The sequence below is a fragment of the Bradyrhizobium sp. 1200_D9_N1_1 genome (genome assembly GCF_052075915.1).
In the GTDB taxonomy this organism is placed as follows: domain Bacteria; phylum Pseudomonadota; class Alphaproteobacteria; order Rhizobiales; family Xanthobacteraceae; genus Bradyrhizobium; species Bradyrhizobium diazoefficiens.
Genome location: NZ_CP197226.1, coordinates 4098918 through 4121212, shown reverse-complemented (window position 1 = coordinate 4121212; position 22295 = coordinate 4098918). Strand labels below are relative to the sequence as shown.

Annotated in this window: 23 protein-coding genes; 7 read left to right on the top strand and 16 right to left on the bottom strand. The window is 65.2% G+C overall.

What is annotated here, in order from left to right:
• Positions 1–80: 80 nt before the first annotated feature.
• The gene (locus AB5K84_RS19775) at positions 81–1613 is read right to left on the bottom strand and encodes an acyl-CoA carboxylase subunit beta (RefSeq protein WP_110116361.1); all 1533 of its coding nucleotides are present in this window, start codon (positions 1611–1613) and stop codon (positions 81–83) included.
• A 149-nt stretch (positions 1614–1762) separates the two neighbouring features.
• On the opposite strand from AB5K84_RS19775, the gene AB5K84_RS19770 reads away from it, so the two are divergent.
• From AB5K84_RS19770 to AB5K84_RS19760, 3 genes are all read left to right on the top strand, one after another.
• Positions 1763–2167: a DUF4260 domain-containing protein gene (locus tag AB5K84_RS19770; protein WP_011088113.1), complete on the top strand. Its 405-nt coding sequence runs from the start codon at positions 1763–1765 to the stop codon at positions 2165–2167.
• Positions 2168–2331: 164 nt separating this feature from the next.
• Positions 2332–2928, top strand: a complete 597-nt coding sequence (locus AB5K84_RS19765) for a hypothetical protein (RefSeq protein WP_162603586.1) — start codon at positions 2332–2334, stop codon at positions 2926–2928.
• A gap of 70 nt (positions 2929–2998) precedes the next feature.
• A complete protein-coding gene (locus tag AB5K84_RS19760; RefSeq protein ID WP_110116363.1) occupies positions 2999–3991 on the top strand; it encodes a dienelactone hydrolase family protein in 993 nt (330 codons plus the stop codon).
• Between the two features lie 157 nt (positions 3992–4148).
• Here the strand turns inward: AB5K84_RS19760 and AB5K84_RS19755 are convergent, their stop codons facing one another.
• From AB5K84_RS19755 to AB5K84_RS19740, 4 genes are all read right to left on the bottom strand, one after another.
• The gene (locus AB5K84_RS19755) at positions 4149–4967 is read right to left on the bottom strand and encodes a penicillin-binding transpeptidase domain-containing protein (RefSeq protein WP_082755195.1); all 819 of its coding nucleotides are present in this window, start codon (positions 4965–4967) and stop codon (positions 4149–4151) included.
• A 73-nt stretch (positions 4968–5040) separates the two neighbouring features.
• Positions 5041–5304, bottom strand: a complete 264-nt coding sequence (locus tag AB5K84_RS19750; RefSeq protein ID WP_011088117.1) for an EscU/YscU/HrcU family type III secretion system export apparatus switch protein — start codon at positions 5302–5304, stop codon at positions 5041–5043.
• On the bottom strand, positions 5301–6938 hold the full coding sequence (gene fliK / locus AB5K84_RS19745) for a flagellar hook-length control protein FliK (RefSeq protein WP_162603587.1): 1638 nt from the start codon (positions 6936–6938) through the stop codon (positions 5301–5303). Before fliK ends, AB5K84_RS19750 begins: the two co-directional genes overlap by 4 nt.
• A 57-nt stretch (positions 6939–6995) precedes the next feature.
• Positions 6996–7790, bottom strand: a complete 795-nt coding sequence (locus tag AB5K84_RS19740; protein ID WP_110116364.1) for an ATP12 family chaperone protein — start codon at positions 7788–7790, stop codon at positions 6996–6998.
• 76 nt (positions 7791–7866) lie between these two features.
• Between AB5K84_RS19740 and AB5K84_RS19735 the strand changes: the two genes are divergently transcribed.
• The gene (locus AB5K84_RS19735; RefSeq protein WP_028171400.1) at positions 7867–8313 is read left to right on the top strand and encodes a hypothetical protein; all 447 of its coding nucleotides are present in this window, start codon (positions 7867–7869) and stop codon (positions 8311–8313) included.
• 186 nt (positions 8314–8499) lie between these two features.
• On the opposite strand, the gene AB5K84_RS19730 is transcribed toward AB5K84_RS19735, so the two are convergent.
• Genes AB5K84_RS19730 through AB5K84_RS19720 form a run of 3 tightly spaced genes read right to left on the bottom strand, consistent with a single transcriptional unit; the run spans position 8500 to position 12510 of the window.
• A complete protein-coding gene (locus AB5K84_RS19730) occupies positions 8500–9717 on the bottom strand; it encodes an RluA family pseudouridine synthase (protein ID WP_304547174.1) in 1218 nt (405 codons plus the stop codon).
• Between the two features lie 52 nt (positions 9718–9769).
• Complete coding sequence (locus AB5K84_RS19725) at positions 9770–11107, bottom strand: replication-associated recombination protein A (RefSeq protein ID WP_011088123.1); 1338 nt, start codon at positions 11105–11107, stop codon at positions 9770–9772.
• Positions 11104–12510, bottom strand: a complete 1407-nt coding sequence (locus tag AB5K84_RS19720) for a DegQ family serine endoprotease (RefSeq protein WP_038967063.1) — start codon at positions 12508–12510, stop codon at positions 11104–11106. The genes AB5K84_RS19725 and AB5K84_RS19720 overlap by 4 nt, the downstream gene beginning before the upstream one ends.
• Positions 12511–12823: 313 nt before the next feature.
• Here AB5K84_RS19720 and AB5K84_RS19715 point away from each other — a divergent pair, with 313 nt between their 5' ends.
• Positions 12824–14455, top strand: coding sequence for an OprO/OprP family phosphate-selective porin (locus AB5K84_RS19715; protein ID WP_038967062.1), 1632 nt, complete (start codon positions 12824–12826; stop codon positions 14453–14455).
• Between the two features lie 41 nt (positions 14456–14496).
• On the opposite strand, the gene AB5K84_RS19710 is transcribed toward AB5K84_RS19715, so the two are convergent.
• A complete protein-coding gene (locus AB5K84_RS19710) occupies positions 14497–14883 on the bottom strand; it encodes a winged helix-turn-helix transcriptional regulator (RefSeq protein ID WP_011088126.1) in 387 nt (128 codons plus the stop codon).
• Between the two features lie 133 nt (positions 14884–15016).
• Between AB5K84_RS19710 and AB5K84_RS19705 the strand changes: the two genes are divergently transcribed.
• Positions 15017–16030: a zinc-binding alcohol dehydrogenase family protein gene (locus AB5K84_RS19705; RefSeq protein WP_110116366.1), complete on the top strand. Its 1014-nt coding sequence runs from the start codon at positions 15017–15019 to the stop codon at positions 16028–16030.
• A gap of 106 nt (positions 16031–16136) precedes the next feature.
• On the opposite strand, the gene AB5K84_RS19700 is transcribed toward AB5K84_RS19705, so the two are convergent.
• A complete protein-coding gene (locus tag AB5K84_RS19700) occupies positions 16137–16445 on the bottom strand; it encodes a DUF1330 domain-containing protein (protein WP_162603588.1) in 309 nt (102 codons plus the stop codon).
• Between the two features lie 10 nt (positions 16446–16455).
• Positions 16456–17244 carry an SDR family NAD(P)-dependent oxidoreductase gene (locus AB5K84_RS19695; RefSeq protein ID WP_110116368.1) on the bottom strand — a complete coding sequence of 263 codons (789 nt, stop codon included), beginning with the start codon at positions 17242–17244 and terminating at the stop codon, positions 16456–16458.
• A 187-nt stretch (positions 17245–17431) separates the two neighbouring features.
• Between AB5K84_RS19695 and AB5K84_RS19690 the strand changes: the two genes are divergently transcribed.
• A complete protein-coding gene (locus AB5K84_RS19690; protein ID WP_110116369.1) occupies positions 17432–18409 on the top strand; it encodes a Bug family tripartite tricarboxylate transporter substrate binding protein in 978 nt (325 codons plus the stop codon).
• Between the two features lie 80 nt (positions 18410–18489).
• Here the strand turns inward: AB5K84_RS19690 and rplQ are convergent, their stop codons facing one another.
• The 5 genes from rplQ to AB5K84_RS19665 form a co-directional block, all read right to left on the bottom strand.
• Positions 18490–18906: a 50S ribosomal protein L17 gene (rplQ, locus tag AB5K84_RS19685; RefSeq protein WP_011088131.1), complete on the bottom strand. Its 417-nt coding sequence runs from the start codon at positions 18904–18906 to the stop codon at positions 18490–18492.
• Between the two features lie 122 nt (positions 18907–19028).
• Complete coding sequence (locus AB5K84_RS19680; protein ID WP_011088132.1) at positions 19029–20060, bottom strand: DNA-directed RNA polymerase subunit alpha; 1032 nt, start codon at positions 20058–20060, stop codon at positions 19029–19031.
• 111 nt (positions 20061–20171) lie between these two features.
• Positions 20172–20561 carry a 30S ribosomal protein S11 gene (rpsK, locus tag AB5K84_RS19675; RefSeq protein WP_007603045.1) on the bottom strand — a complete coding sequence of 130 codons (390 nt, stop codon included), beginning with the start codon at positions 20559–20561 and terminating at the stop codon, positions 20172–20174.
• 123 nt (positions 20562–20684) lie between these two features.
• Entirely contained in the window at positions 20685–21053 is a 369-nt protein-coding gene (gene rpsM, locus AB5K84_RS19670) for a 30S ribosomal protein S13 (protein ID WP_011088133.1), read from the bottom strand.
• A gap of 185 nt (positions 21054–21238) precedes the next feature.
• Positions 21239–22132, bottom strand: coding sequence for an adenylate kinase (locus tag AB5K84_RS19665; protein ID WP_110116370.1), 894 nt, complete (start codon positions 22130–22132; stop codon positions 21239–21241).
• Positions 22133–22295: the final 163 nt, after the last annotated feature.

The following is a 22295-nucleotide window of genomic DNA, read 5'->3' as shown; positions in this document are numbered from 1 at the left end:
GTAGCCCGCATGAGCGAAGCGACATGCGGGACTCTTGAGTGGAAAACCGGATGTCGCTTCGCTCATCAGGCTACGAGATCTCACAACGGCAAATTGTCGTGCTTCTTCGCCGGCATTTCCACCTTCTTGTCCTTCAGCATCGCCAGCGCCCGCGCGATGCGCCTGCGGGTCGAGTGCGGCATGATGACGTCGTCGATGTAGCCGCGCTCCGCCGCAATGAACGGTGACAGGAAGCGGTCTTCGTATTCCTTCGTTCGCGCCGCGATCTTGTCGGGGTCGCCGATATCGCCGCGGAAGATGATCTCGACCGCGCCCTTGGCGCCCATCACGGCGATCTGGGCGGTCGGCCAGGCGTAGTTCATGTCGGCGCCGATTTCCTTGGACGCCATGACGTCGAAGGCGCCGCCATAGGCCTTGCGGGTGATGATGGTCACCAGCGGCACAGTGCACTGCGAATAGGCGAACAGCAGCTTTGCGCCGTGCTTGATCAGGCCGCCATATTCCTGCGCGGTGCCGGGCAAAAAGCCCGGGACGTCCACGAAGGTGACGATGGGAATATTGAAGGCGTCGCAGAAGCGGACGAAGCGTGCCGCCTTGCGCGAAGCGTCGCTGTCGAGCACGCCCGCCAGCACCATTGGCTGGTTGGCGACGAAGCCGACGGTGCGGCCGGCGATGCGGCCGAAGCCGGTGACGATGTTCTTGGCGAAGGCATCGGCGATCTCGAAGAAGTCGCCCTCGTCCACGACCTTCAGGATCAGTTCCTTCATGTCGTAGGGCTTGTTCGGATTGTCGGGGATCAGCGTGTCCAGCGACATGTCCACGCGGCCGATGTCGTCGAAGCTCGGCCATTCCGGCACGCCGTCGGTGTTGTTGGACGGCAGGAAGTCGATCAGGCGCCGCATCTGCAGAAGCGTCTCGACGTCGTTCTCGAAGGCGCCGTCGGCGATCGACGAGCGCGTGGCGTGCACCGAGGCGCCGCCGAGCTCCTCGGCGGTGACGACCTCGTTGGTGACGGTCTTCACGACGTCGGGGCCGGTGACGAACATGTAGCTGGTGTTCTTCACCATGAAGATGAAGTCGGTCATGGCCGGCGAATAGACGTCGCCGCCGGCGCAGGGACCCATGATGACGGAGATCTGCGGGATCACGCCGGAGGCCAGCACATTGCGGCGGAACACGTAGGAATAGCCGGCAAGCGCGGCGACGCCCTCCTGGATACGGGCACCGCCCGCGTCGTAGAGGCCGATGATGGGCGCCCGCGCCTTCATCGCCATGTCCTGGAGTTTTGTAATTTTCAGCGCATGGGTTTCAGAGAGCGACCCGCCGAACACCGTAAAATCCTTGGCAAAGACAAACGTCTTGCGGCCATTGACGGTGCCCCAGCCGGTGACGACGCCGTCGCCGGGCACCTTGGTCTTCTCCATGCCGAACTCGGTGGAGCGGTGCTCGACGAACATGTCGAACTCCTCGAACGATCCCTTGTCGAGCAGGAGCTCGATGCGCTCGCGCGCGGTCAGCTTGCCGCGGGCGTGCTGCGCCTCGATGCGCTTCTCCCCGCCGCCGAGCTTTGCGCCGGCACGACGATCTTCAAGGGCGTCCAGGATATGTTTCATTTGCTCCCGCCAGTTCTTAGCCTAAATGCGATTGCCGGGGGTTCTAACACGGCATTTTGCGGGCCGGGAAGCGGCTTTCGGGCCCGCAGGGCTGCCTTGCCGCAGCGGGAAAGCGCAAGGAATTACAGAGTTTTGCCTGGGAGGCGACGATGGACCAAGGAACGGCCGAGACCGGCACTGTGACGGGCGGTGTCAACATCCTGCTGCGGCTGGAGGGCCTGACGCTGTTTGCAGGCATGGTGGTGCTCTACTGGGCCTGGGACGGCTCCTGGCTCGTCTTTGCCCTGCTCTTTTTCGTCCCCGATCTGAGCTTCCTGGCATACCTCTCGGGCGCCAGGTTCGGCGCGCTGGTCTACAACGCCGCCCACAGCTACATGGCGCCGGTGGCGCTGCTGACGCTGGGCTTCGGCCTCGCCTCGCCGCTCACCTTATCCATCGCCTTGATCTGGCTGGCCCATATCGGCATAGACCGGGCGCTGGGCTATGGCCTGAAATATTCAGCCGGGTTCGGCTTTACCCATCTTGGGCGGATTGGCCGGCAGAAGGACGCCTGATCCCGCGCGCGACTTGGCGGCGGGAGGGTCGATTTTGTCCGTGCTGGTCGGTTGACCCGGCGCGGCGATTCAGGCTTGCTCCAGGCTTACGATCAGGCGCCGAATGTTGCGTGAGCCCAGTCGGTACGGCGGCGGTCCTCACGTCTGACTGCAAGCATCACCTCATGTCCGCGACGGTCGTCCCCCTGCCGCCGAACTCGTCGTCCGAAACCGTCGACTTCCTGCGGCGCATGGCCAGCATGGTGTCAGGGCGGAACGGCGAGATGCTGCTGCGTGCCGCAAGCCTGATCGAGTCCCTGACGCAGCGGGCGATGTCAGCCGAGCGGCTCTATCATCAGCAGCATGAAGAGAACAGACGCCATGTCGAGCTGCACGAGGCCGCCGAGCTTGCCTCCGACGCCATGGTCAGCCAGATCGAGGCGCTGCGGGCGCAGTTGACCGAGGTGACGGCGGCTGCGGCGGCCGAGCGTGCGGCGTTCGATGCCGAGCGCGGCAAGCTGCTCGGCCTGATGCAGGACGCGGAAAGCCACATCGGGAAGCTCAGCACCGAGCTGGAGACGCTGCGCGCCTCCGTCGACAGCTTCAACGAGACCGCGGTCTCCGTGCCGATCGAGGTGCTGCGGCTGGCGCGGACGCAGTTCGACTATCTCTCCAGCGGCTTTGCCAGAAGCGGCGACGTGATCTCGCAGGCCATGGGCGAGATCGGCGGCTTTGCCATCGACCAGGCGCTGACGACCAAGAAGACGGCCGACAAGGCCTAAGGCCGCCGCGCGCCAAATTGACAGCGCGCGGGCCTGTTGTTCTACTACAAAAAAAATCAGGGAGAATCCGATGCCGAGGGCATTCCGCGCCGCTGCCGCGCTCATCGCGCTTTGCGTCTCAGCCGCGTTCGCCAACGCGCAATCCCTTCCCAAGGAAGTCGCCACCCGCGCCGAGATCTACCCGATCCCCTCGCTCACCCTCTCCGACCAGCAATTTTTGAGCGGCGATGCGGCCGCCGGCAAGGTCGTGACGGTCGCGGGCGAATTCCGCGTCGCGCAGGGCAGTGGAAAACTCCCCGTCGTGGTGCTGATGCACGGCTCCAGCGGCGTCGGCGCTACCACGGAAGCCTGGGTCCACGCCTTCAACGCCATGGGCATCTCGACCTTTGTGATCGACGGCTTTACCGGCCGCGGACTGACGGTGGTCGGACCGAACCAGGCCCTGCTCGGCCGGCTCAACCTGATCGTCGACATCTACCGCTCGCTCGAGATTCTGGCGAAGCATCCCCGCGTCGACCCCGACCGCATCGTGCTGATGGGCTTTTCGCGCGGCGGACAGGCAACGCTCTATGCGAGCCTCAACCGCTTCAACAAGCTCTGGAACAAGTCCGGCATCCAGTTCGCCGCCTACATCCCGTTCTATCCGGATTGCTCGACAAGCTACGTCGGCGATACCGAGGTCGCGGCGCGCCCGATCCGCATCTTCCACGGCACGCCTGATGACTACAACCCCGTGAAGAGCTGCAAGGCCTTCGTCGAGCGGCTCAAGGCCGCCGGGCGCGACGTGGTGCTGACCGAATACCCCGATAGCGCGCACGGCTTCGACAGCGGCCTGCTCGGCGCCACCACCGTGGCTGTCTCCGCCAACGCGCAGACCGTGCGCAATTGCCAGATCAAGGAAGGCGACGGCGGCGTGCTGATGAACGCCAGCACGCAAGCGCCCTTCACCTACAAGGATTCCTGCGTCGAGCTCAATCCGCATGTCGGCGGCAATCCCGCAACCGCCGTGGAGTCGCGCAAGGCTGTGGAGGAATTTTTGCAGGCGCTGTTCAGGCTGGGCTGAGAGGGTCTGGTCCGCACGCGATACCGTAGGGTGGGCAAAGCGAAGCGTGCCCACCAACTACAGGTGACCGTATCGAGAGATGGTGGGCACGGCGCTACGCGCCTTTGCCCACCCTACGGCATCGCTGCGCTCGCAATGCAGATCAGCGCGGTTGCGCTCAGACGGCGCCGATCTCGGCAAGGCAGGCTTGCGTCACCGGCATGCGCTCGCCGACGAGGCGCGGCTCGGTGCAATCCATGTTGAGCGCAAACACGGTGTGCGCCTCGCCCTTCTCGGCCCAGCCGACCATCCAGCCCAGCGACGGCTCGCCGCGCTCGGCGCCCAAAAGGCCGGACTTGGCGCGAATGACGCTGTCGCCGACCTTGGTCACCGGCAGGATGTCGGCGACGAGATCCTGGCTGCGTTTGGAAATCGGCAGCGCGCGGCGCCGCAGCCGGTCGACGAAATCGACCTGCTCGACCGGATCGATGCGCAAATTTCCGGTGAGCCAGAACTGGTCGATGCCGCCGCCAACGTCGCGATTGCCGTAGTCGAGCAGGTCGACGTATTTCTGCATGCGCTCCTGCCCGATGCGGCGCGCGATCTCCTGATAGACCGGCACCGCACTGACCGCGATGGCACTGCGCAGCGTGTGATCCTTGTTCCACGCTTCGATCGGCCGCTTCACGCCGTCCCAGGGGAACACGTCCTTGTCAGGATCGGCAACCACGCCGGTCTCCAGCGCTATCAGCGAGTTCGGAATCTTGAAGGTCGAGGCCGGCAGCTTCCCCTCGCCCGAGCGCTCCTTGTCGCTGGCGACGATCAGATAGTCCTCGACCTTGTAGCCGACGAAGGTGCCTGATGTGCCGAGATCGGTGAAGCGTTTTGCCAGGCTGTCGCGGATCTCATTGCGCGGCGGCGCGACATGGGCGAGCGCGCGCTGCGGCATGGTGGCGGCAGCAGTGAGAAGACCGAGAGTGGAACGGCGGGTAAGCAAGGGCGATGTCCGTTGAACTGAGAAATGCCACGCGACCATGCAGCCGCTATCGTGGTGAAACGATGACAGCGCGTCAGCGCCCCCGGCCCGACAGCCGCAGCACGAACACCAGCACTTCGGCGACGGCCTTGTAGAGATCCGGGGGGATCTCCTCGCCGAGCTCGACCTTGGACAACGCGCCGGCCAGGATCTCGTTCTCCTCGATGGGGATGTCGTTGGCCTTGGCAATCTCGACGATTTTTTCGCCGATCGTGCCTTTGCCCTTGGCGACGACGACAGGCGCGCCAGAGCCCTTCTCGTAGTGCAGCGCAATCGCGAGCTTGGACGGATCACTCATGTTGCGCGGTCCAGGAAGTGGCCGGCGCGGGCCGGCGCCGGCTGCGGCGGCGTGCCGTCGCGCACCACGATGTCGCCGGGCTTGAGCTCGGCCCTGGTCATCGCCTGGCTGAGCTCACCGATCCCGGCGCGGAGCTGTTGCGCGGTCGCCGGCCGCTCCGCCCACATCCGCACGAAGGTCTTGTCGCCGTTCAGCGTGATCAGCGCATGCACCGGGCCGGCCGGCTCGACATTGAGCGTGAAGCGCGCGCGCCAGGCGCGCTTGGTTGGATCGGTGGATTCGTTACCGCCGTCGCGCGAGATCTCGAACTGCGCCATGGCGGTGCCCTGCGGCGTCGCAAAGGGAATCTCGAAGTTCCACTGCGGCACGGCCGGATCGACGCGATGGCCGGAGGCATCGGTGCGATCGGGGAGCGAGGCGACCTGGAGCAAGGTCTGCCGCGCGATCGCGGCATCGGTGTCGTCGAGCAGACGGTGCACGGTCGCGGCCAGCGGCGTATCCGGCGCGAGCGACGGCGAGGCGATGGACTGCGGCGACGGCAGCGCGCCGCGGAACGGCGGTGGCGTCCCGCGCGCGGCGGCCTCGAAGATGTGGCCATCGGGCACCGCCTTGTTCGAGCCCGGCACGTTGCCGATCATGCGCGGCAGGTTTTGCGTGACCTCCTGCAGGAGGCTCGCAGCAAGGCCTGCGGACATGGTTCGCGGGCCCGCCGTCTGCGGCGTCTCGCCCGCCATGTCGGCCAGCACGGCGGCTGCGAGCGCAGCGCCGCGCGGCAGTTGCGTCGGCTGGGCGATCTCCGTATCGGGCGACGGGGATGCCGCTTGCGCGGCCGCGCCCGCCGCCTGAAGTGCGGATGCTGCGGTCTGCGGTGTGGTCGTGACGCTTGTCGGCGGCGCGGCGGCTTGCGCCGGTGCCTGCGGCACGCCGGTCTCGCGCGCGCCTGAGGTCGCGGCCAGCGTCTGGCGCAGCACCAGCAGCGCCGCCTTCAGGTCCGGCACGGCGCCTGGCGATGGCGTCGCGCCCGCGGCCAATGAGGCCTCGAGAAACAGGCCGGACTTCTGGAAGGCGGATTCGATATCGGGGCCGTCGAGCTGTGCATTGAGCGGCGTCTGCTGCGCGAGCACGTCCAGCACCGCCTGCTTCAATCCCGCCGGCAGATCGCTGCCGGTGACGACGGAGGCGAGATTGGCGAACAGCGGCGCCTGGCTGCCCTGCTTGCTCGCGGCCTCGGCCGAAGCCATTGTGACAGCAACCTGCTCCGATGGCGTCAAGGTGTTGCGGGCGGCGCTTGCGGACGGCGCGAGCGGCGGGCTCTCTACCAGCGAAGCCGCGGCCGGCGTCAGCGTGACCTGGTCGGCCGCCGCCTCGCCTGCGCCGTTGACGACGGCGAGCCGGATCGTGCCGTCGTTCTGCGACACCGCGAGCTGAAGATTTTGTCCGGGCGACAGCGCGACTTCCGACATCACGTCGAGGGAGAGGTTTGCGATCGCGATCCGCACCAGATTGTCGGCGAGCACGCTGACCACTCTGGCGTCGACGACGCTGCCGGCCTGAAGCACGAGATCGGGCGTCGCCGCATCAGCAACAGAGCTGGCGGCACTGACGGGAACGATCGAGCTTATCGGCGTCGGCATCTTGGGGGGCCCGGGGAACGCTGGTCCCACCCTAAGGCCACCGTCGTAAACCTCTCGTTAAGGACCTTTGACCGCAGGTGCCTTCACCGCGTCGAGAACCGCCACGGCAGCCTCGAAATCCCGCGCGCGGGCGGCCCGGCGTGCCGCAGCTTCCTCGTCCACGCCCCATTGGTCGGTGTTCCAGTCCTCGTCGACATGGGCGGCGGCCCAGACCTGGTCGGCCCCGCGCACGCCATGGGCCAGGGCCAGCGCCAGCAGGGCCGAGCCGGTCAGGGTCGTCACCACGTGGAGCGCCGCGACCGACCAGGCATCCCCGGGCAGTGCCGCGCGGGCGGCCCGAATGGCCTCGTCCGGCTGCTTCACATGCATGATGCCCTCGGACAGGATGAAATGCGCGCCCAGCGTCTCCGCGGCCCAGAACAGCACGGGGTCCCAATGCGTGGCCTCGCGGGCCACGAGCGCCTCGGGGTGACCAGCGCGATAGAACAGCAGGTCGGACTCGAAATATTTCGCAAGGTCGTCGCTGACGAGCTCGACGCGGTCGACCACGCCCTCGACCACGCTGTTGGCGATCCGCGTCAGCGGCATGGTCACGGGATCGATCGTCTCGCCCTGGGCCGCCCATTCGGCGGCGACCGCGTCGGCCAGCGCGCGCGAGGGGATCACGACCTGGCGGCCGGACGGCGTGCGGATCGGCCTGCCGTCGAGTGTGATGGCGAAGCCGCCTTCGGCCTCGGCGACGCCGGCCTCCTTGTAGAAGCGCTTGCGCTGCGGCGTGCGCGCGGACTGGCGGGCCGATTCCCGCGGATCGCGCGGAGACTGGCCCGCAGCTTCATCGAACAATTCACGCATCTTGGGTTTTCGGTCTCCGCGGCTGGATGCTAGGCTTTTAAGCTAAGACCTGTGGCCGATAAAGCGAGCGGCGGGCATGAGGGAACTTACGGGCATTGTCGCCCTATATGCGGGACTTGGACTGGCCGCGGCGGAGGCAGGCTTTCGTAGCCCGGAATCGCTGGTTCGCAATGTCTACGCCCATTACGGCCAGGGCGCGCCGGAACTGTCAAAAGGCCTGCCGCGGGATGGCGCCACCGCCCGGCAGTTCTTCGATTTCCCGCTGCGCAAGGCCTGGAGCACGCCGAGGGCCGAGCCCTATGATTTCCTGGTGCAGAGCCCGAGCTGGAAGCTTGGCCCGGTCGCGATCGCGGTGGCCCGCAGGCAATACGACAAGACCTATGTCGCGGCGAATTTCGACAATCACGGCCGCCGGGTGACGCTGAACTTCATCCTCGTCAACGGACCCGAGGGCTGGCTGATCACCGATGTCGAGAGCTCGCACGACAGCTTGCGGATGTTTCTGGAGCAGTTTCGGAATTGAGGGGGTAAGCCGCTCGCCAAACACCTGATGTCGTCCTGGCGAAGGCCAGGACCCATACCGCGTGATCTATCGATCGCGAGAGGTCGGAATACCGAACGAGGAGTCTTCGCCAAAACCCTCCTTGGGGTAATGGGTCCTGGCTTTCGCCAGGACGACGTCGCGGAAACTCCCTCGCCTACGGATTCACTATTCCTCAGGCGCGTTCTCGATCGGATCAAACCGGCTTGCATCGAGCCCGAGCAGATTCCACGACTGCTGCATGTGCGGCGGCAGCGGGGCGGTGGCGTCGATCACGCCGCCGCGCGGATGCGGAATGACGATGCGGCGCGCCAGCAGATGCAGCCGGTTTTGCAGGCCGCCTGGCAGTTGCCAGTTCTCGATGTTGAAATATTTGGGATCGCCGACGATGGGATGGCCGATATGCTCCATATGTGCGCGGAGCTGGTGGGTGCGGCCCGTCACCGGCTTCAGCGACACCCAGGTCAGCTTGTTGCCGGCGGTCTCGACCACGGCGTAATAGGTCACCGCGTGGCTGGCGCCCTCATCGCCGTGCTGGGCGATACGCATGATGGTGTCGTCCTCGCTCTCCTCTTTGGCGAGAAAGGTCGAGATGCGGCCCTGCTTCGGCTTCGGCAGCCCCGGCACCAGCGCCCAATAGACCTTTCGCGCCGACCGCGAGCGGAACGCGCCGGTCAGGTGCGAAGCAGCGAAACGGGTCTTCGCGATCAGGAGGCAGCCCGACGTGTCCTTGTCGATCCGGTGCACAAGCCGCGGCTTCTGCCCCTTGGAGTCGCGCATCACCTCCAGCATCTGGTCGATGTGCCGCGTCGTGCCGGAGCCGCCCTGCACCGCAAGCCCAAACGGCTTGTTCAGCACGAGGACGTCGTCGTCCTCGTAGATCGTCATCTCCTTCAGCGCCTTGAGCGTCTTCTGCGCAGCCTCCGAGAGCTCGCCGACGGCCTTCGGCGCGTCGAGCTTCAGCGGCGGGATGCGGACGCTCTGCCCCTCCTCCAGCCGGTCCTTGCTGTCGACGCGCTTGCCGTCCACGCGCAGCTCACCTTTGCGGACGACGCGCTGGATGTGAGAAAACGACAGGCCGGGAAAGCGCGCCTCGAGGAAGCGATCGACCCGCATGTTGTTCTCGTCGGCCGTCACCTTGACGGTCTGCACCTTGGTCGGCAGCAGCGCCTCGACCGGCTTCTCCGGCGCAGGCCTTTCCTGTGCAGCAGCCTTGGGCGCGCGGCGCTCGGGACGCTCCGCCGCAAAGCGCGGCGACTTCGTCCCCGGCTTGCCACCCGGCCGTGGTCCCGCTTTCTTTGCGGTGCGCGCCTTGAACGGACGCGAATCGTCGCGCTCGTCACGCGAACGGGGCTTTGGGTTCATTCTCTTGATGCGGCGGCTCATGGTTGCCTGCGTACCCCAAAAGCCGGCTCCCGTCACGGCGAAATGGCCGTTTCTAGCGCGAGCCGCCCCGCTCCTTCCGCAGCTTGGCCCAGTAATCCAGCCGCTTCCGGATCTCCCGCTCAAACCCGCGCTCGGGCGGATCGTAGAAGGTCTGGCGGCCCAGGGCTTCCGGGAAATAATCCTGGCCGGAGAAGGCGTCGGGGGCGTCGTGGTCGTATTCGTAGGCTGCGCCGTAGCCTTCCGATTTCATCAGCTTGGTCGGGGAATTGAGGATGTGCTTTGGCGGCAGCAGCGAGCCGGCCTGCTTTGCGGTCTGCATGGCGGCACCGAAGGCGGTGTAGACCGCGTTCGATTTCGGCGCAGTGGCGAGATAGACCACCGCTTGCGCGATAGCGAGCTCGCCTTCGGGATGGCCGAGGAAGTCGAAGGCGTCCTTGGCGGCATTGGCGATGACGAGCGCCTGCGGATCGGCAAGGCCGATGTCCTCGACCGCCATGCGCACGACGCGGCGGGCCAGGAATAGCGGGTCCTCGCCGGCATCGAGCATGCGCGCGAGATAATACAGCGCAGCGTCGGGATCGGAGCCGCGCACCGACTTATGCAGCGCCGAGATCAGGTTGTAATGGCCATCGGCCGACTTGTCATAGATCGGGGCGCGGCGCTGCAGGATGTCCTGCAACTGCGCGGCATTGAAAATCTCGTCAGCCCGTGCAGAGCGCCAAACCTCTTCGGCAAGCGTCAGCGAGGCCCTTCCATCGCCGTCGGCCATGCGCACCAGCACCGCGCGTGCTTCCGCATCGAGCGGCAGCTTCTTGCCCTCCACCTCTTCGGCATGCGCAAACAGCTTCTCGATCGCGGCAGCATCGAGCGAGCGAAACACCAGCACGCGCGCGCGCGACAGAAGCGCCGCGTTGAGCTCGAAGGACGGATTCTCGGTGGTGGCGCCGACCATCACCACCGTGCCGTCTTCCATCACGGGCAGAAACGAATCCTGCTGGGCGCGGTTGAAGCGGTGCACCTCGTCGACGAACAGCAGCGTGCCCTTGCCCATCTCGCGGCGGGCACGCGCTGCGTCGAATGCCTTCTTCAGGTCGGCGACGCCGGAGAACACGGCGGAGATCTGCTCGAAATGCAGGTCGGTCGCGTCCGCCAGCAGCCGCGCCACCGTGGTCTTGCCGGTGCCGGGCGGGCCCCAGAACACCAGCGAGCCGAGCGTGCGCGTCTCCAGCATGCGCGTCAGCGCGCCGTCGGGGCCGAGGATGTGATCCTGGCCGACGACCTCCGACAACGCGCGCGGGCGCAGCCGGTCCGGCAGCGGATGCGGAGCCTCGTGATCGAGCCCCGCCGCGGCAAAGAGAGTTGGCGTCTCCTGTGGTCGCTTCGGACTCATCCGCCCAGCGTGACGTTGATCTGTTGCCCGCCGCGCACCAGCGTGATGCGCCAGATCCGCGGGCGCTCACCCGCAGCCTTTTCGAGATCGCCGGTCTTGCTGATCTTCTGATTGTTGACAGCCAGGATGATGTCGCCCTTCTGGAAGCCGACATTCGCGGCCGCGCTGTCGCCGCCGAGATCGGCGATCACGACGCCTTCGGTGTCGGCGTCCAGATGCAGCTCGTCGGCAACCGCCGGCGTGATGGTCGAGACCTTCGCGCCCTGGAACGGCGAACGCGCAGTGATGACGAGCTCGTTGCGGCCGGCGTCGGGTGCGGTCTCCAGCGCGATCGCGAGCTTGAGCGGCTTGCCGCCGCGCTGCACGTCGATCTGCGCGGAACCGCCGAGTGGACGCGTCGCGAAGCGGTAGTCGAAGGCATTGGGATCATCCACGGTCTGGCCGTCGATCCCGGTGATGAGATCGGAGGATTTCAGGCCGGCCTTCGCTGCGGGACCGTTCGAGACCACGCTCGCGACCAGCGCGCCGGTCGGCGAACGCAAGCCGAGGCTTTCGGCGATCTCGGGCGTCACCGCCTGCAACTTCGCGCCGAGCCAGGGACGCTTCACCGCCTTGCCGCCGCCCTTGGCGGAAGCGACGACCACGCGCACCATGTTGGCGGGGATCGCAAAGCCGATGCCCTGCGAGCCGCCGGAGCGCGAATAGATCGCGGTGTTGATGCCGGCAAGCTTGCCGCTCATGTCAACCAGTGCACCGCCGGAATTGCCGGGATTGATCGCCGCATCGGTTTGGATGAAGAACTGGTAGTCGGTGATGCCGACCTGCGTGCGCGCCAGCGCCGAGATGATGCCGTGGGTCACGGTCTGGCCGACGCCGAAGGGGTTGCCGATCGCGAGCACGACGTCGCCGACCAGCAGCTCGTCGGAATTGGTGAAGTCGAGCGTTGGAAATTTCTCCTTGGTGTCCTTCAGGCGCAACACGGCGAGATCGGTGCGGGGATCCTTCAGCAGGATCTCGGCCTCGAACTCGCGCTTGTCCGACAGCGACACCTTGACCTGGTCCGCGCCCTCGATGACGTGGACATTGGTGACGACGAGGCCCGACGCATCGACGATGACGCCGGAGCCGAGCGAGCGCTGCATCTGCTCGGGCTGCTGGCCGGGCACGCCGAAGAAGCGGCGGAAGATGGGATCATCCAGCAGCGGATTGCGGTTCTGCACCACCTTGGCGGCATAGACGTTGACGACCGCCGGCTGCACCCGCTGCACGATCGGCGCATAGGACAGCCGCAGCTCGGCCGGCGACGACGGGGCCCGACGGTCCTGCGCCGCTGCCGGATTGAAGTGGGTCGAAAAGCCTATGCACAATGCCGTGACGACGGCGGTCCAGGTCGATCGAAACATTCCTACCTCTTGGAAAAGACGCCGGAATATAGGCGCGTTCGCCCCCCAATAGAAGGGCGCGGGATGGCAATATTCACCCCCCTTCCGGCGCCCGCCGCATACCGGCCCGGTGTGCGAAATGGCAATTTGCCCGGCGCTACGGATTGGCATGATACGCGTCATCTTGCATGGTGATGCAAGGCGGATTCGGTTGCGGCGAATTTGCATCAGTGGGAACCACGCAACCGGACGCAGCGTCGCGGGGCAGTCATCGATCCTTCCTAGGCTCTCCGTTCGCGACTTGGGGAAGTTCGTCAAACGATGGAGGCGTAACGTGAGCAGGACAAGAATTGCAGCCACGGCGATTGGTCTCGCCGGCGTGCTGGCGGCATCGCAAGCCCAGGCCCAATCGGCCAGCAACAGCGAACAGGAGATCGCACTCCTGAAGCAGCAGCTGAAGATGCTCGAGCAGAAGCTCGACAAGCTCCAGAGCCAGACCGCAGCGAACACCGCAGCGACGGCGAAAGCCAAAGCCGAGGCGAAGGCCGAAGCCAAGGCCGAAGCGCGCTCGGAGGCGAAAGCGGTCGTCGCCAATGCCAATGCGGCGATCCCGCTCAAGGGCCCGGCGCCGGCTTCCGGCGTCGTCGTGACGATGCCGAACAACCGGCCGACCATCTGCACGGCCGACGGAGCGAACTGCGTCGCGATCACGAGCCGCGTGCACTGGGATGTCGGCGGCTACGATTATCGTCCCAATACGGCAGGCACCGTGCCGCAGAAACTCGACAGCGGCGAGAACGTCCGTCGCGCACGCATCGGCGTCGTCGGCAAGTTCCTCGAAGACTGGAATTTTGCCCTGATCTACGACTTCGGCGGTTCGGCTGACGGCTTCGGCGGCACGGGGGCCGCCGGCGCTACTCCTGTCGGCTTCCTGCCCGGCGGTGGCACATCCGGCATCGAGAACGCGTATGTGAGCTACACCGGGCTGAAGCCTTTTGGCGGCAAGATGGCGATCGAGGCCGGCATCATGGACCTTGCCTGGACCCTCGATGAGTCCTCGAGCTCCAACGACATTCCCTTCATGGAGCGCGCCTCGGTCGGCGTGATCGCGCAAAATATCGCCGCCGGCGATTTCCGTTCTGCCGTCGGCGCCCGCTGGTACAACGACGTGTTCTGGGCCGGCGCGTACGTGACGGGTCCGACCACGGGTGCGATTCACTCAGCGTCGAGCGTCTCACCTCCGGGCACCAGCGAGCAGTACGGCGCGACGGCCCGCGTTGCGGGCCAGCTCGTCAGCGGCAAGGATTATTCGCTGCATCTCGGCGGCGACGCACAGTGGCTGATTCAGCCGCCGCGCAATCTGGTCGCCAACACGCAGACGCTCACGCTCAGCGACCGGCCTGAGCTGCGAATTGACCCTACGACACTGATCTCGACCGGTGCGATTGCCAATGTCGCGGGCGCGCAGGTTTATGGTGTCGAAGCCGCCGCGACCTATGGATCGCTGTTCCTCCAGGGCGAATACTACTGGTTCAACATCGATCGCAACGCGAACACCAGCGTGCCGTTAATCGGAGCGCCAAGCCTGAAATTCCAGGGCGGCTACGCGGAAGCGGCCTACGTCTTGACCGGGGAATCGCGCAAGTACAATCCAGCGAACGCCTCCTATGGCGGCGTGAAGCCCGATCATCCGTTCTCGCTCGATGGCGGTGGCTGGGGCGCCTGGGAGATCGCCGGCCGCTATTCCACTATGGATCTGAATAATCAGCTCGCGACTGCCGCCGGCATCGCCGGCGGACGCCAGACGGTCTACACGCTCGCGCTCAACTGGTACGTCAACGGCAATGTCCGCTTCATGCTGGACTACCTGCATGGCACGGTGTCGAAGCAAGCCTCGCCGGTCTCGACCGCCGACGTCGGCTCGAAGTTCGACGCGGTCGCGATGCGCACGCAGTTTGCGTTCTGACGCAATCTTGTCCGGGAGCGGCGCAGTCCGCTCCCGGACATTCACGCTGCTCGCTTCGGCTTCTTGACCGGTTCCGCCGCCTCGGGCGCCGGCGCGCAGGACAGCCGTTGCTGATGGCTCTCGCCCCACGCCTTCAGGATGTCGATCACCGGCCTGAGGCTCTCGCCGAGTTCGGAGAGGCAATACTCCACCCGCGGCGGCACTTCCGCATAAACCTTGCGGATGACGAGCTTGTCTTCCTCCAGCGCGCGAAGCTGTTTTGTCAGCATGCGCTGGGTGATGCCGGGCATCCGGCGGCGCAGTTCGCCGAAGCGCTGGGTGCCGTCCTGGAGGTGGTAGAGGATCACGCCCTTCCACTTGCCGTCGATCAGGTCCAGCGTCGCCTCGACCGAGCAGCCGGGACGCCGGGTAAAATCTCGCCGCTTCATGCGTGTTTTCCCAATAGTATCCAAACAGGGACTATATCCCCGAATTTACAGTACTTGCCAAACCGGGGCCAGCGGGACAGTTAGCAGGCCGGGCGCACGTCACAAGCTGCGCGCTATCTGATGGAGACAAGCCATGAAGGCCGTTGGCTACAAGAAATCGCTTCCGATCGAGGATCAGGACGCGCTGTTCGATTTCGAGACCGCAAAGCCCGAGCCCAAGGGGCGCGACATACGCGTCGCCGTGAAGGCGATCTCGGCCAATCCGGTCGACTACAAGGTGCGCAAGCGCGCCGCTCCGCCCGAGGGCGAGACGAAGATCTTGGGTTATGACGCAGCCGGCGTGGTCGACGCCGTCGGGCCCGAGGTCACGCTGTTCAAGCCGGGCGACGAGGTGTTTTACGCGGGCTCGATCCTGCTCCAGGGCACCAATGCGCAATTCCACCTGGTCGACGAACGCATCGTCGGCAACAAGCCGAAGAGCCTGTCGTTCGCGCAGGCCGCCGCCCTCCCCCTCACCTCCATCACCGCGTGGGAATTGCTGTTCGACCGCCTCGGCGCGGTGCCGGGCAAGAGCGTCGATCCGCGCACGCTGCTGATCACGGGCGGCGCCGGCGGCGTCGGCTCGATCCTGATCCAGCTCGCCCGCCGCCTCACGGGCCTCACGGTGCTCGCGACGGCGACGCGGCCGGAATCGCAAAAGTGGTGTCTCGATCTCGGCGCACATGCGGTGATCGACCACGGCAAGCCGATGAAGGAGCAGATCGAGAAGCTCAAGCTGCCGCCGGTGGCGCTGGTGGCGAGCCTCACCTTCACCGATCAGCACTACAAGAGCATCGCCGAGTTCATGGCGCCGCAAGGCCGGTTCGGCCTGATCGACGATCCGCCCGAGTTCACCATGAGCACGTTCAAGGGCAAGGCGATCTCGGTGCACTGGGAATCGATGTTCACGCGCTCCTCGTTCCAGACGCCTGACATGATCGCGCAGCATCATCTGCTCAATGACGTCGCCGACCTCATCGACAAGGGCGTGTTGCGCACCACGCTCGACCAGACCTTCGGCACGATCAACGCGACCAACCTCAAGCGCGCGCACGCGCTGCTCGAGAGCGGCAAGTCGCGCGGCAAGATCGTGCTGGAGGGGTGGTAGGCGAGCACAGCGCCGCTGCGTAGGGTGGGCAAAGGCGCGCTTGCGCCGTGCCCACCATCACGCAACGGGCGCAGAACGGTGGTGGGCACGCTTCGCTTTGCCCACCCTACGGCAGTTGCGCTTCTGGAGCGATGCCCTCGACGAACATCAACCGCCGCTCCAGCGCCGTCTGTCGCGGCTTCAACGCCTCGGCATATTCCACTGAGGCGTACCATTCGCGCGCGCGGGCCATCGTAGGAAACTCCACGATGATGATGGTCTTGGGCGGCGGGCCGCCCTCCACCACGTCGGCGGCACCGCCGCGCGCGAGGTAGCGGCCGCCATATTGCGCGATAGTCTGCGCCGCAAGCGCGCGATAGGCTTCCATCATCGCCTGATCGCGCACCTCGACCTCGGAGATCACATAAGCCGGCACGTGCGCAGCCTCAGGCAATCGTGTTGACGATACCACCCTCGGCCCGCAGCGCCGCGCCATTGGTCGCGGACGCTTCCTTCGACGCAACATAGACCACCATATTGGCGATCTCGTCGACGCTGGCGAAGCGCTGGATCAGCGAACTCGGGCGATGCTGCTTGACGAAATTGGCGGCGGCCTCATCCACCGACTGACCGTTTTGCTTCGCGAGATCCTTCACGAAGGTCTCGACACCCTCCGACATGGTCGGGCCCGGCAGCACGGAATTGACGGTGACGCCGGTGCCGCGGGTGAGCTGCGCCAGCCCGCGCGCGACCGAGAGCTGGGCGGTCTTGCTCATGCCGTAGTGAATCATCTCGACGGGAATGTTGAGGCCGGATTCCGAGGAGATGAAGACGATGCGGCCCCAGTTGCGCTTGAGCATGCCCTTCAGGTATGCGCGCGACAGCCGCACGCCGCTCATAACGTTGACCTCGAAGAAGCGGCTCCAGTCCTCGTCCGGAATATCGAAAAAGTCCTTCGGCTCGAAGATCCCGGCATTGTTGATGAGGATGTCGACCTCGGGCAGCGCGGACGCAAGCGCCTTGCAGCCCGCCGCCGTCGAGACGTCGGCGGCGATGCCGCGCACCTTGCCTCCCGCCGCTTCCAGCTTGCGCACGGCGGCCTCGACCTTGTCCTGGCCGCGCCCGTTGATCACGACGCTCGCACCGGAGGCGGCGAGACCTCTGGCAATGGCGTGGCCGATGCCAGCGGTCGAGCCGGTCACCAGTGCAGTTTTTCCGGAAAGGTCGATATTCATGTAGTATCTCCATCAGATCGATGATGGGAATATCGGACGCGGCGGATCGGGCCGCAATCGGCGCTCACCAATCAGTGAGACGCCGAGCACTTTTCCTGCGACAACGTAGACACCCCGCCTGAACCGCGGCTGGAACGATTATTGCTAAGCAGCACGGCGTCTCATGTGAACACGGAAGAACTATGCGATGAAGCGGACGGCTCTCACGATTTTTCTCGGACTGGTCGGCTTGATGGGCGGCAATTCGCTCGCGCCGGCTCAAACGGTCTATCCGGAGAAATCGTTGCAATTGATCGTCCCCTTCCCGCCGGGCGGCGCCTCCGACGTGGTCGCGCGCATCATCGGCGGCGAGCTGGAGACGCGGCTCGGCAAGCCCGTGATCATCATGAACCGTCCCGGGGGCGGCACCACGATCGCGGCCAAGGAAGTCGCACGTTCGGCGCCTGACGGCTACACCCTGTTCTTCAGCTCGAACTCGAGCTTCACGCTGCCGGCAGCCGTGAAGGAAAGCGTGCCTTACGACGCGGCCAAGGATTTCGAGCCGCTCGGCCAAGTCGGCAAGATCACGCTGGCGCTCGTCACTTACAAGGACAATCCCGTCAAGGACGTCGCTTCGCTCGTCGCCGAGGCGAAGGCCAATCCCGACAAGCTGTCGCTCGCATCCTTCGGCGTCGCGACCGTCTCGCATTTCGCCGGCGAGCTGTTCAAGTCGAGTGCCGGGGTCAAGATGGTCCACCTGCCCTACAAGGGCAGCGCACCGGCGATGAACGACCTCATCGGCAAGCACATCCAGTACCACGTCGACACCGTGATCGCCGTGAAGCCGCAGATCGAGGCGGGCACCGTCAAGGTGCTCGCGGTGTTCTCCGGCAAGCGCACGCCCTACCTGCCCGACGTGCCGACGCTTGCCGAGCTCGGCTACGCCGGCATCGACTTCGCGTCCTGGGGCGCGGTCGTCGCGCCCAAGGGGCTGCCGCCGGCCGTTCACGACAAGCTGACGGCGGCGCTGGAGGAGATCGTCAACAGCCCTTCCGTCATCGAGCGCTTCACCACGGTCGGCTTCGAACCGGGCTTCATGCGCTACAGCGATTGGGCAGGAGCCATCGGCAAGGAGACCGCCGAGATGAAGGAGATCGCGCAAAGGGCGGGGATCAAGGAAGAATAGTCGCGCTGATCTTCGCGAGCCCCAAAAACAAAAGCGGCGCCCGAGGGCGCCGCTTTCAATTTCGTACCTGCTGAAACGGCTTACGCCGCCTCGGCTTCCTTCTCCTGCACCGGACCGGAGTCCTGGCCCTTGGCATCGACGTCGCGATCGACGAACTCGATCACGGCCATCGCGGCGTTGTCGCCGTAGCGGAAGCCGGCCTTGATGATGCGGGTGTAGCCGCCCTGGCGGTCCTTGTAGCGGGTCGCGAGCACGTCGAAGAGCTTCTTGACCTGATCCTTGTCGCGCATCTCGGAGATCGCCTGGCGGCGCATGGCCAGCCCGCCCTTCTTGCCGAGGGTGACGAGCTTCTCGACGATCGGACGGAGCTCCTTGGCCTTCGGCAGCGTGGTGACGATCTGCTCGTGCTTGATCAGCGCGGCCGCCATGTTGGCGAACATCGCCCTGCGGTGTTCGGCCGTGCGGTTGAGCTTCCGATGAACCTTGCCGTGACGCATGTAACTATTCCTTACGTTAAAACTGCCGCGACGGTTCGTCGGACATGTTGCTCAGGTGGGCTGCCTGCGTTCGCCCAGTAAAAATCGTGGCCGGAAATCTCCGGCCACGACGGTGGATTGGATCAGTAGTGATCCTCGAAGCGCTTGGCGAGCTCGTCGATGTTCTCCGGCGGCCAGCCCGGCACTTCCATGCCGAGATGCAGACCCATCTGAGCCAGCACTTCCTTGATCTCGTTCAGCGACTTGCGGCCGAAGTTCGGGGTGCGGAGCATTTCCGCCTCGCTCTTCTGCACGAGGTCGCCGATGTAGACGATGTTGTCGTTCTTCAAGCAGTTGGCCGAACGCACCGACAGCTCGAGCTCGTCCACCTTCTTGAGGAAGGCCGGGTTGAAGGCGAGGTCCGGGATGATCTCCTGGGCGACTTCCTTGCGCGGCTCTTCGAAGTTGACGAACACGTTGAGCTGATCCTGGAGGATGCGGGCGGCGTAAGCCACCGAGTCATCCGGCGAGATCGCGCCGTTGGTCTCGATCGTCATGGTCAGCTTGTCGTAGTCGAGGATCTGGCCCTCGCGGGTGTTCTCGACCTTGTAGGAGACCTTGCGGACCGGCGAGTACAGGCTGTCGACCGGGATCAGGCCGATCGGCGCATCCTCGGGACGGTTGCGCTCGGCGGGCACGTAGCCCTTGCCGGTCGCGACGGTGAACTCCATGCGAATCTCCGCGCCCTCGTCGAGGGTGCAGATCTGGAGGTCCGGATTGAGCACGACGACGTCGCCGACGGTCTGGATGTCGCCGGCGGTGACGACGCCCGGGCCCTGCTTCTTCACGACCATGCGCTTGGGGCCTTCGCCCTGCATCTTGATCGAGATGTCCTTGATGTTGAGCACGATGTCGGTGACGTCCTCACGGACGCCAGCGATCGAGGAGAACTCGTGCAGCACGCCGTCGATGTGCACCGACTGCACCGCCGCGCCCTGGAGCGAGGAGAGCAGGATGCGGCGCAGCGCGTTGCCGAGGGTCTGGCCGAAGCCGCGCTCGAGCGGCTCGGCGACGATGGTCGCAAAACGGGCCGGATCGCTGCCGGGCGTGACCTGGAGCTTGTTCGGCCGAATCAGTTCTTGCCAATTTTTCTGGATCGTCACTGTTTCACCCATACAGGCCAGTCGAACTGCCGTTGCAGACACTGGCGTTGGAGAAAGGCCACAGGTCGCACCTGCGGCTTCTTGCAAAGTCATTGCGGGCGCCGATGCGCCCGCAACCTCGTATCAAACGCGCCGACGCTTGCGGGGACGGCAACCGTTGTGCGGGATCGTGGTCACGTCGCGGATCGAGGTGACGGTGAAGCCGGCGGCCTGGAGCGCGCGCAGCGCCGATTCGCGGCCCGAACCGGGACCGGCGACTTCGACTTCCAGCGTGCGCATGCCGTGCTCCTGCGCCTTCTTCGACACGTCCTCGGCGGCAACCTGCGCCGCGTACGGGGTCGACTTGCGCGAGCCCTTGAAGCCCATCGTGCCGGCGGAGGACCAGGCAATCGTGTTGCCCTGCGCGTCGGTGATGGTGATGGTCGTGTTGTTGAACGACGAGTTCACGTGCGCAACGCCGGAGGCGATGTTCTTGCGTTCACGACGGCGAACGCGGGTGGCTTCCTTGCCCATTGAGTACCTTTCCTGGAGATCTCAAACGCCGCCGTAGTGCCAGCGGCTACACCTGTGGAACGAAAGGCGCGTGGCGAACGGGTTATCCCCGGTTCGCCACACGCCGCGATTGGATGCGAAAACTTACTTCTTCTTGCCGGCGATGGCCTTGGCCGGGCCCTTGCGCGTCCGCGCATTGGTGTGGGTACGCTGACCGCGCACCGGCAGACCGCGACGATGACGCAGGCCGCGATAGCAGCCGAGGTCCATCAGACGCTTGATGTTGATGCCGACCTCACGACGCAGGTCACCCTCGACGAGATAGTCGCGGTCGATGACTTCGCGGATCTGAAGCACTTCGGCGTCGCTGAGCTGACTGACGCGACGATCCACCGGGATCTTCACCTTCTCCAGAATCTCACCGGCGATCTTCTGACCGATGCCATGGATGTACTGGAGCGCGATCAGCACGCGCTTGTTGGTGGGAATGTTCACGCCGGCAATACGGGCCACGGCCTTCTCTCCTGTTGCCGGTCCTCGTCAGGACCAGGCTTTAAGTGCTTGTGTTCTCGGGCAGGTGTTCACAAACGCGAACACGACGCCCACCCCCGGTCTTCCTGGGGCCCGGCATCGTCTGAAACTATCCGACTTGGATGCGGGGCTTATTAAGGGATTCCGGGGGCTTTCGTCAACCGCCGCTAGCGCTTGGCTCGCTTTTTCGTGACCTTTTTTGCGGCCTTTTTGGCACCCTTTTTGACAGCCTTCCCGGCGGTCTTTTTGGCAGCCTTCTTTACCGTCTTCTTCGCGGTCTTCTTGACCGCCTTCTTGGCGCCCTTCGCGGCCTTCTTGGCCGCCTTTTTAGCGGATTTGGCGGGTTTTTTGGCCGTTTTCGCCGACTTCTTGGCTGTTTTGGCCTTGGCCGCCCCCTTCTTGGCCGGCGCTGCCTTGGCCGCGCTCTTGGAAGTTCCCTTGGCAGTTCCCTTGCCATGCGTCTTGGGCTCGACTGCCCCGAGCGCCAGGAGCTGGCGGTGAACCGCACGGGTGACCTCGTCGATGGCCATCATGCCATCGATGGTCGAGAGCTTCCGCCGCTCGGAATAGTAGTGAATCAGCGGCTCCGTCTGGCTGCGGTAGCTGGCAAGCCGCTTGGTCAGGACCTCGGGGGTGTCGTCGAGGCGAACCTCCTCACCGCGCTCCCGCATCTGGGCGACTCGGGTCTCGACGCGACTCAGCAGCGCGCTTTCGTTGACGCGGAGCTCGATCACTGCATCGAGCTTGAGGTGCTTCTGCCTCAGCAGCTCATCGAGCGCCTCGGCCTGCGGCACGGTGCGCGGGAAACCGTCGAGGATGAAACCGTTCTTGGCGTCCGGCTGGTCGATCCGGTCGGAGATGATTCCGACCACGACGTCGTCGGGTACGAGGCCGCCGCTGGCCATGATCTCCTTGGCCTTCAGACCGACCGGCGTTCCCGCCGCCACGGCCGCACGCAGCATCTCGCCGGTCGAGAGCTGGACGATACCATAGCGCTCCACCAGCAGCTGCGCCTGGGTCCCTTTGCCCGACCCCGGCGGTCCCAGAAGTATAATTCTCATCGGCGTACGCCCCCCCGGATTGGTGAGCGATACGTCGCGCACCTGTGTTTGAAGATCAAGAACAGTGCAAACCATAATCGGCGCCGCACCGCTACCCATATCATAGGGGAGCGAATACCCGGTCGCCAAGAAGGCCTTTGAAATCAGGGATTGCATCGCGCTG

What these genes read in the sequence shown, in the direction of transcription:
- AB5K84_RS19775 (WP_110116361.1), bottom strand. Translation starts at nt 1,613, where the DNA reads ATGAAACATATCCTGGACGCCCTTGAAGATCGTCGTGCCGGCGCAAAG.
- AB5K84_RS19770 (WP_011088113.1), top strand. Translation starts at nt 1,763, where the DNA reads ATGGACCAAGGAACGGCCGAGACCGGCACTGTGACGGGCGGTGTCAAC.
- AB5K84_RS19765 (WP_162603586.1), top strand. Translation starts at nt 2,332, where the DNA reads ATGTCCGCGACGGTCGTCCCCCTGCCGCCGAACTCGTCGTCCGAAACC.
- AB5K84_RS19760 (WP_110116363.1), top strand. Translation starts at nt 2,999, where the DNA reads ATGCCGAGGGCATTCCGCGCCGCTGCCGCGCTCATCGCGCTTTGCGTC.
- AB5K84_RS19750 (WP_011088117.1), bottom strand. Translation starts at nt 5,304, where the DNA reads ATGAGTGATCCGTCCAAGCTCGCGATTGCGCTGCACTACGAGAAGGGC.
- fliK (WP_162603587.1), bottom strand. Translation starts at nt 6,938, where the DNA reads ATGCCGACGCCGATAAGCTCGATCGTTCCCGTCAGTGCCGCCAGCTCT.
- AB5K84_RS19740 (WP_110116364.1), bottom strand. Translation starts at nt 7,790, where the DNA reads ATGCGTGAATTGTTCGATGAAGCTGCGGGCCAGTCTCCGCGCGATCCG.
- AB5K84_RS19735 (WP_028171400.1), top strand. Translation starts at nt 7,867, where the DNA reads ATGAGGGAACTTACGGGCATTGTCGCCCTATATGCGGGACTTGGACTG.
- AB5K84_RS19730 (WP_304547174.1), bottom strand. Translation starts at nt 9,717, where the DNA reads ATGAGCCGCCGCATCAAGAGAATGAACCCAAAGCCCCGTTCGCGTGAC.
- AB5K84_RS19725 (WP_011088123.1), bottom strand. Translation starts at nt 11,107, where the DNA reads ATGAGTCCGAAGCGACCACAGGAGACGCCAACTCTCTTTGCCGCGGCG.
- AB5K84_RS19720 (WP_038967063.1), bottom strand. Translation starts at nt 12,510, where the DNA reads ATGTTTCGATCGACCTGGACCGCCGTCGTCACGGCATTGTGCATAGGC.
- AB5K84_RS19710 (WP_011088126.1), bottom strand. Translation starts at nt 14,883, where the DNA reads ATGAAGCGGCGAGATTTTACCCGGCGTCCCGGCTGCTCGGTCGAGGCG.
- AB5K84_RS19705 (WP_110116366.1), top strand. Translation starts at nt 15,017, where the DNA reads ATGAAGGCCGTTGGCTACAAGAAATCGCTTCCGATCGAGGATCAGGAC.
- AB5K84_RS19695 (WP_110116368.1), bottom strand. Translation starts at nt 17,244, where the DNA reads ATGAATATCGACCTTTCCGGAAAAACTGCACTGGTGACCGGCTCGACC.
- AB5K84_RS19690 (WP_110116369.1), top strand. Translation starts at nt 17,432, where the DNA reads ATGAAGCGGACGGCTCTCACGATTTTTCTCGGACTGGTCGGCTTGATG.
- rplQ (WP_011088131.1), bottom strand. Translation starts at nt 18,906, where the DNA reads ATGCGTCACGGCAAGGTTCATCGGAAGCTCAACCGCACGGCCGAACAC.
- AB5K84_RS19680 (WP_011088132.1), bottom strand. Translation starts at nt 20,060, where the DNA reads ATGGGTGAAACAGTGACGATCCAGAAAAATTGGCAAGAACTGATTCGG.
- rpsK (WP_007603045.1), bottom strand. Translation starts at nt 20,561, where the DNA reads ATGGGCAAGGAAGCCACCCGCGTTCGCCGTCGTGAACGCAAGAACATC.
- AB5K84_RS19665 (WP_110116370.1), bottom strand. Translation starts at nt 22,132, where the DNA reads ATGAGAATTATACTTCTGGGACCGCCGGGGTCGGGCAAAGGGACCCAG.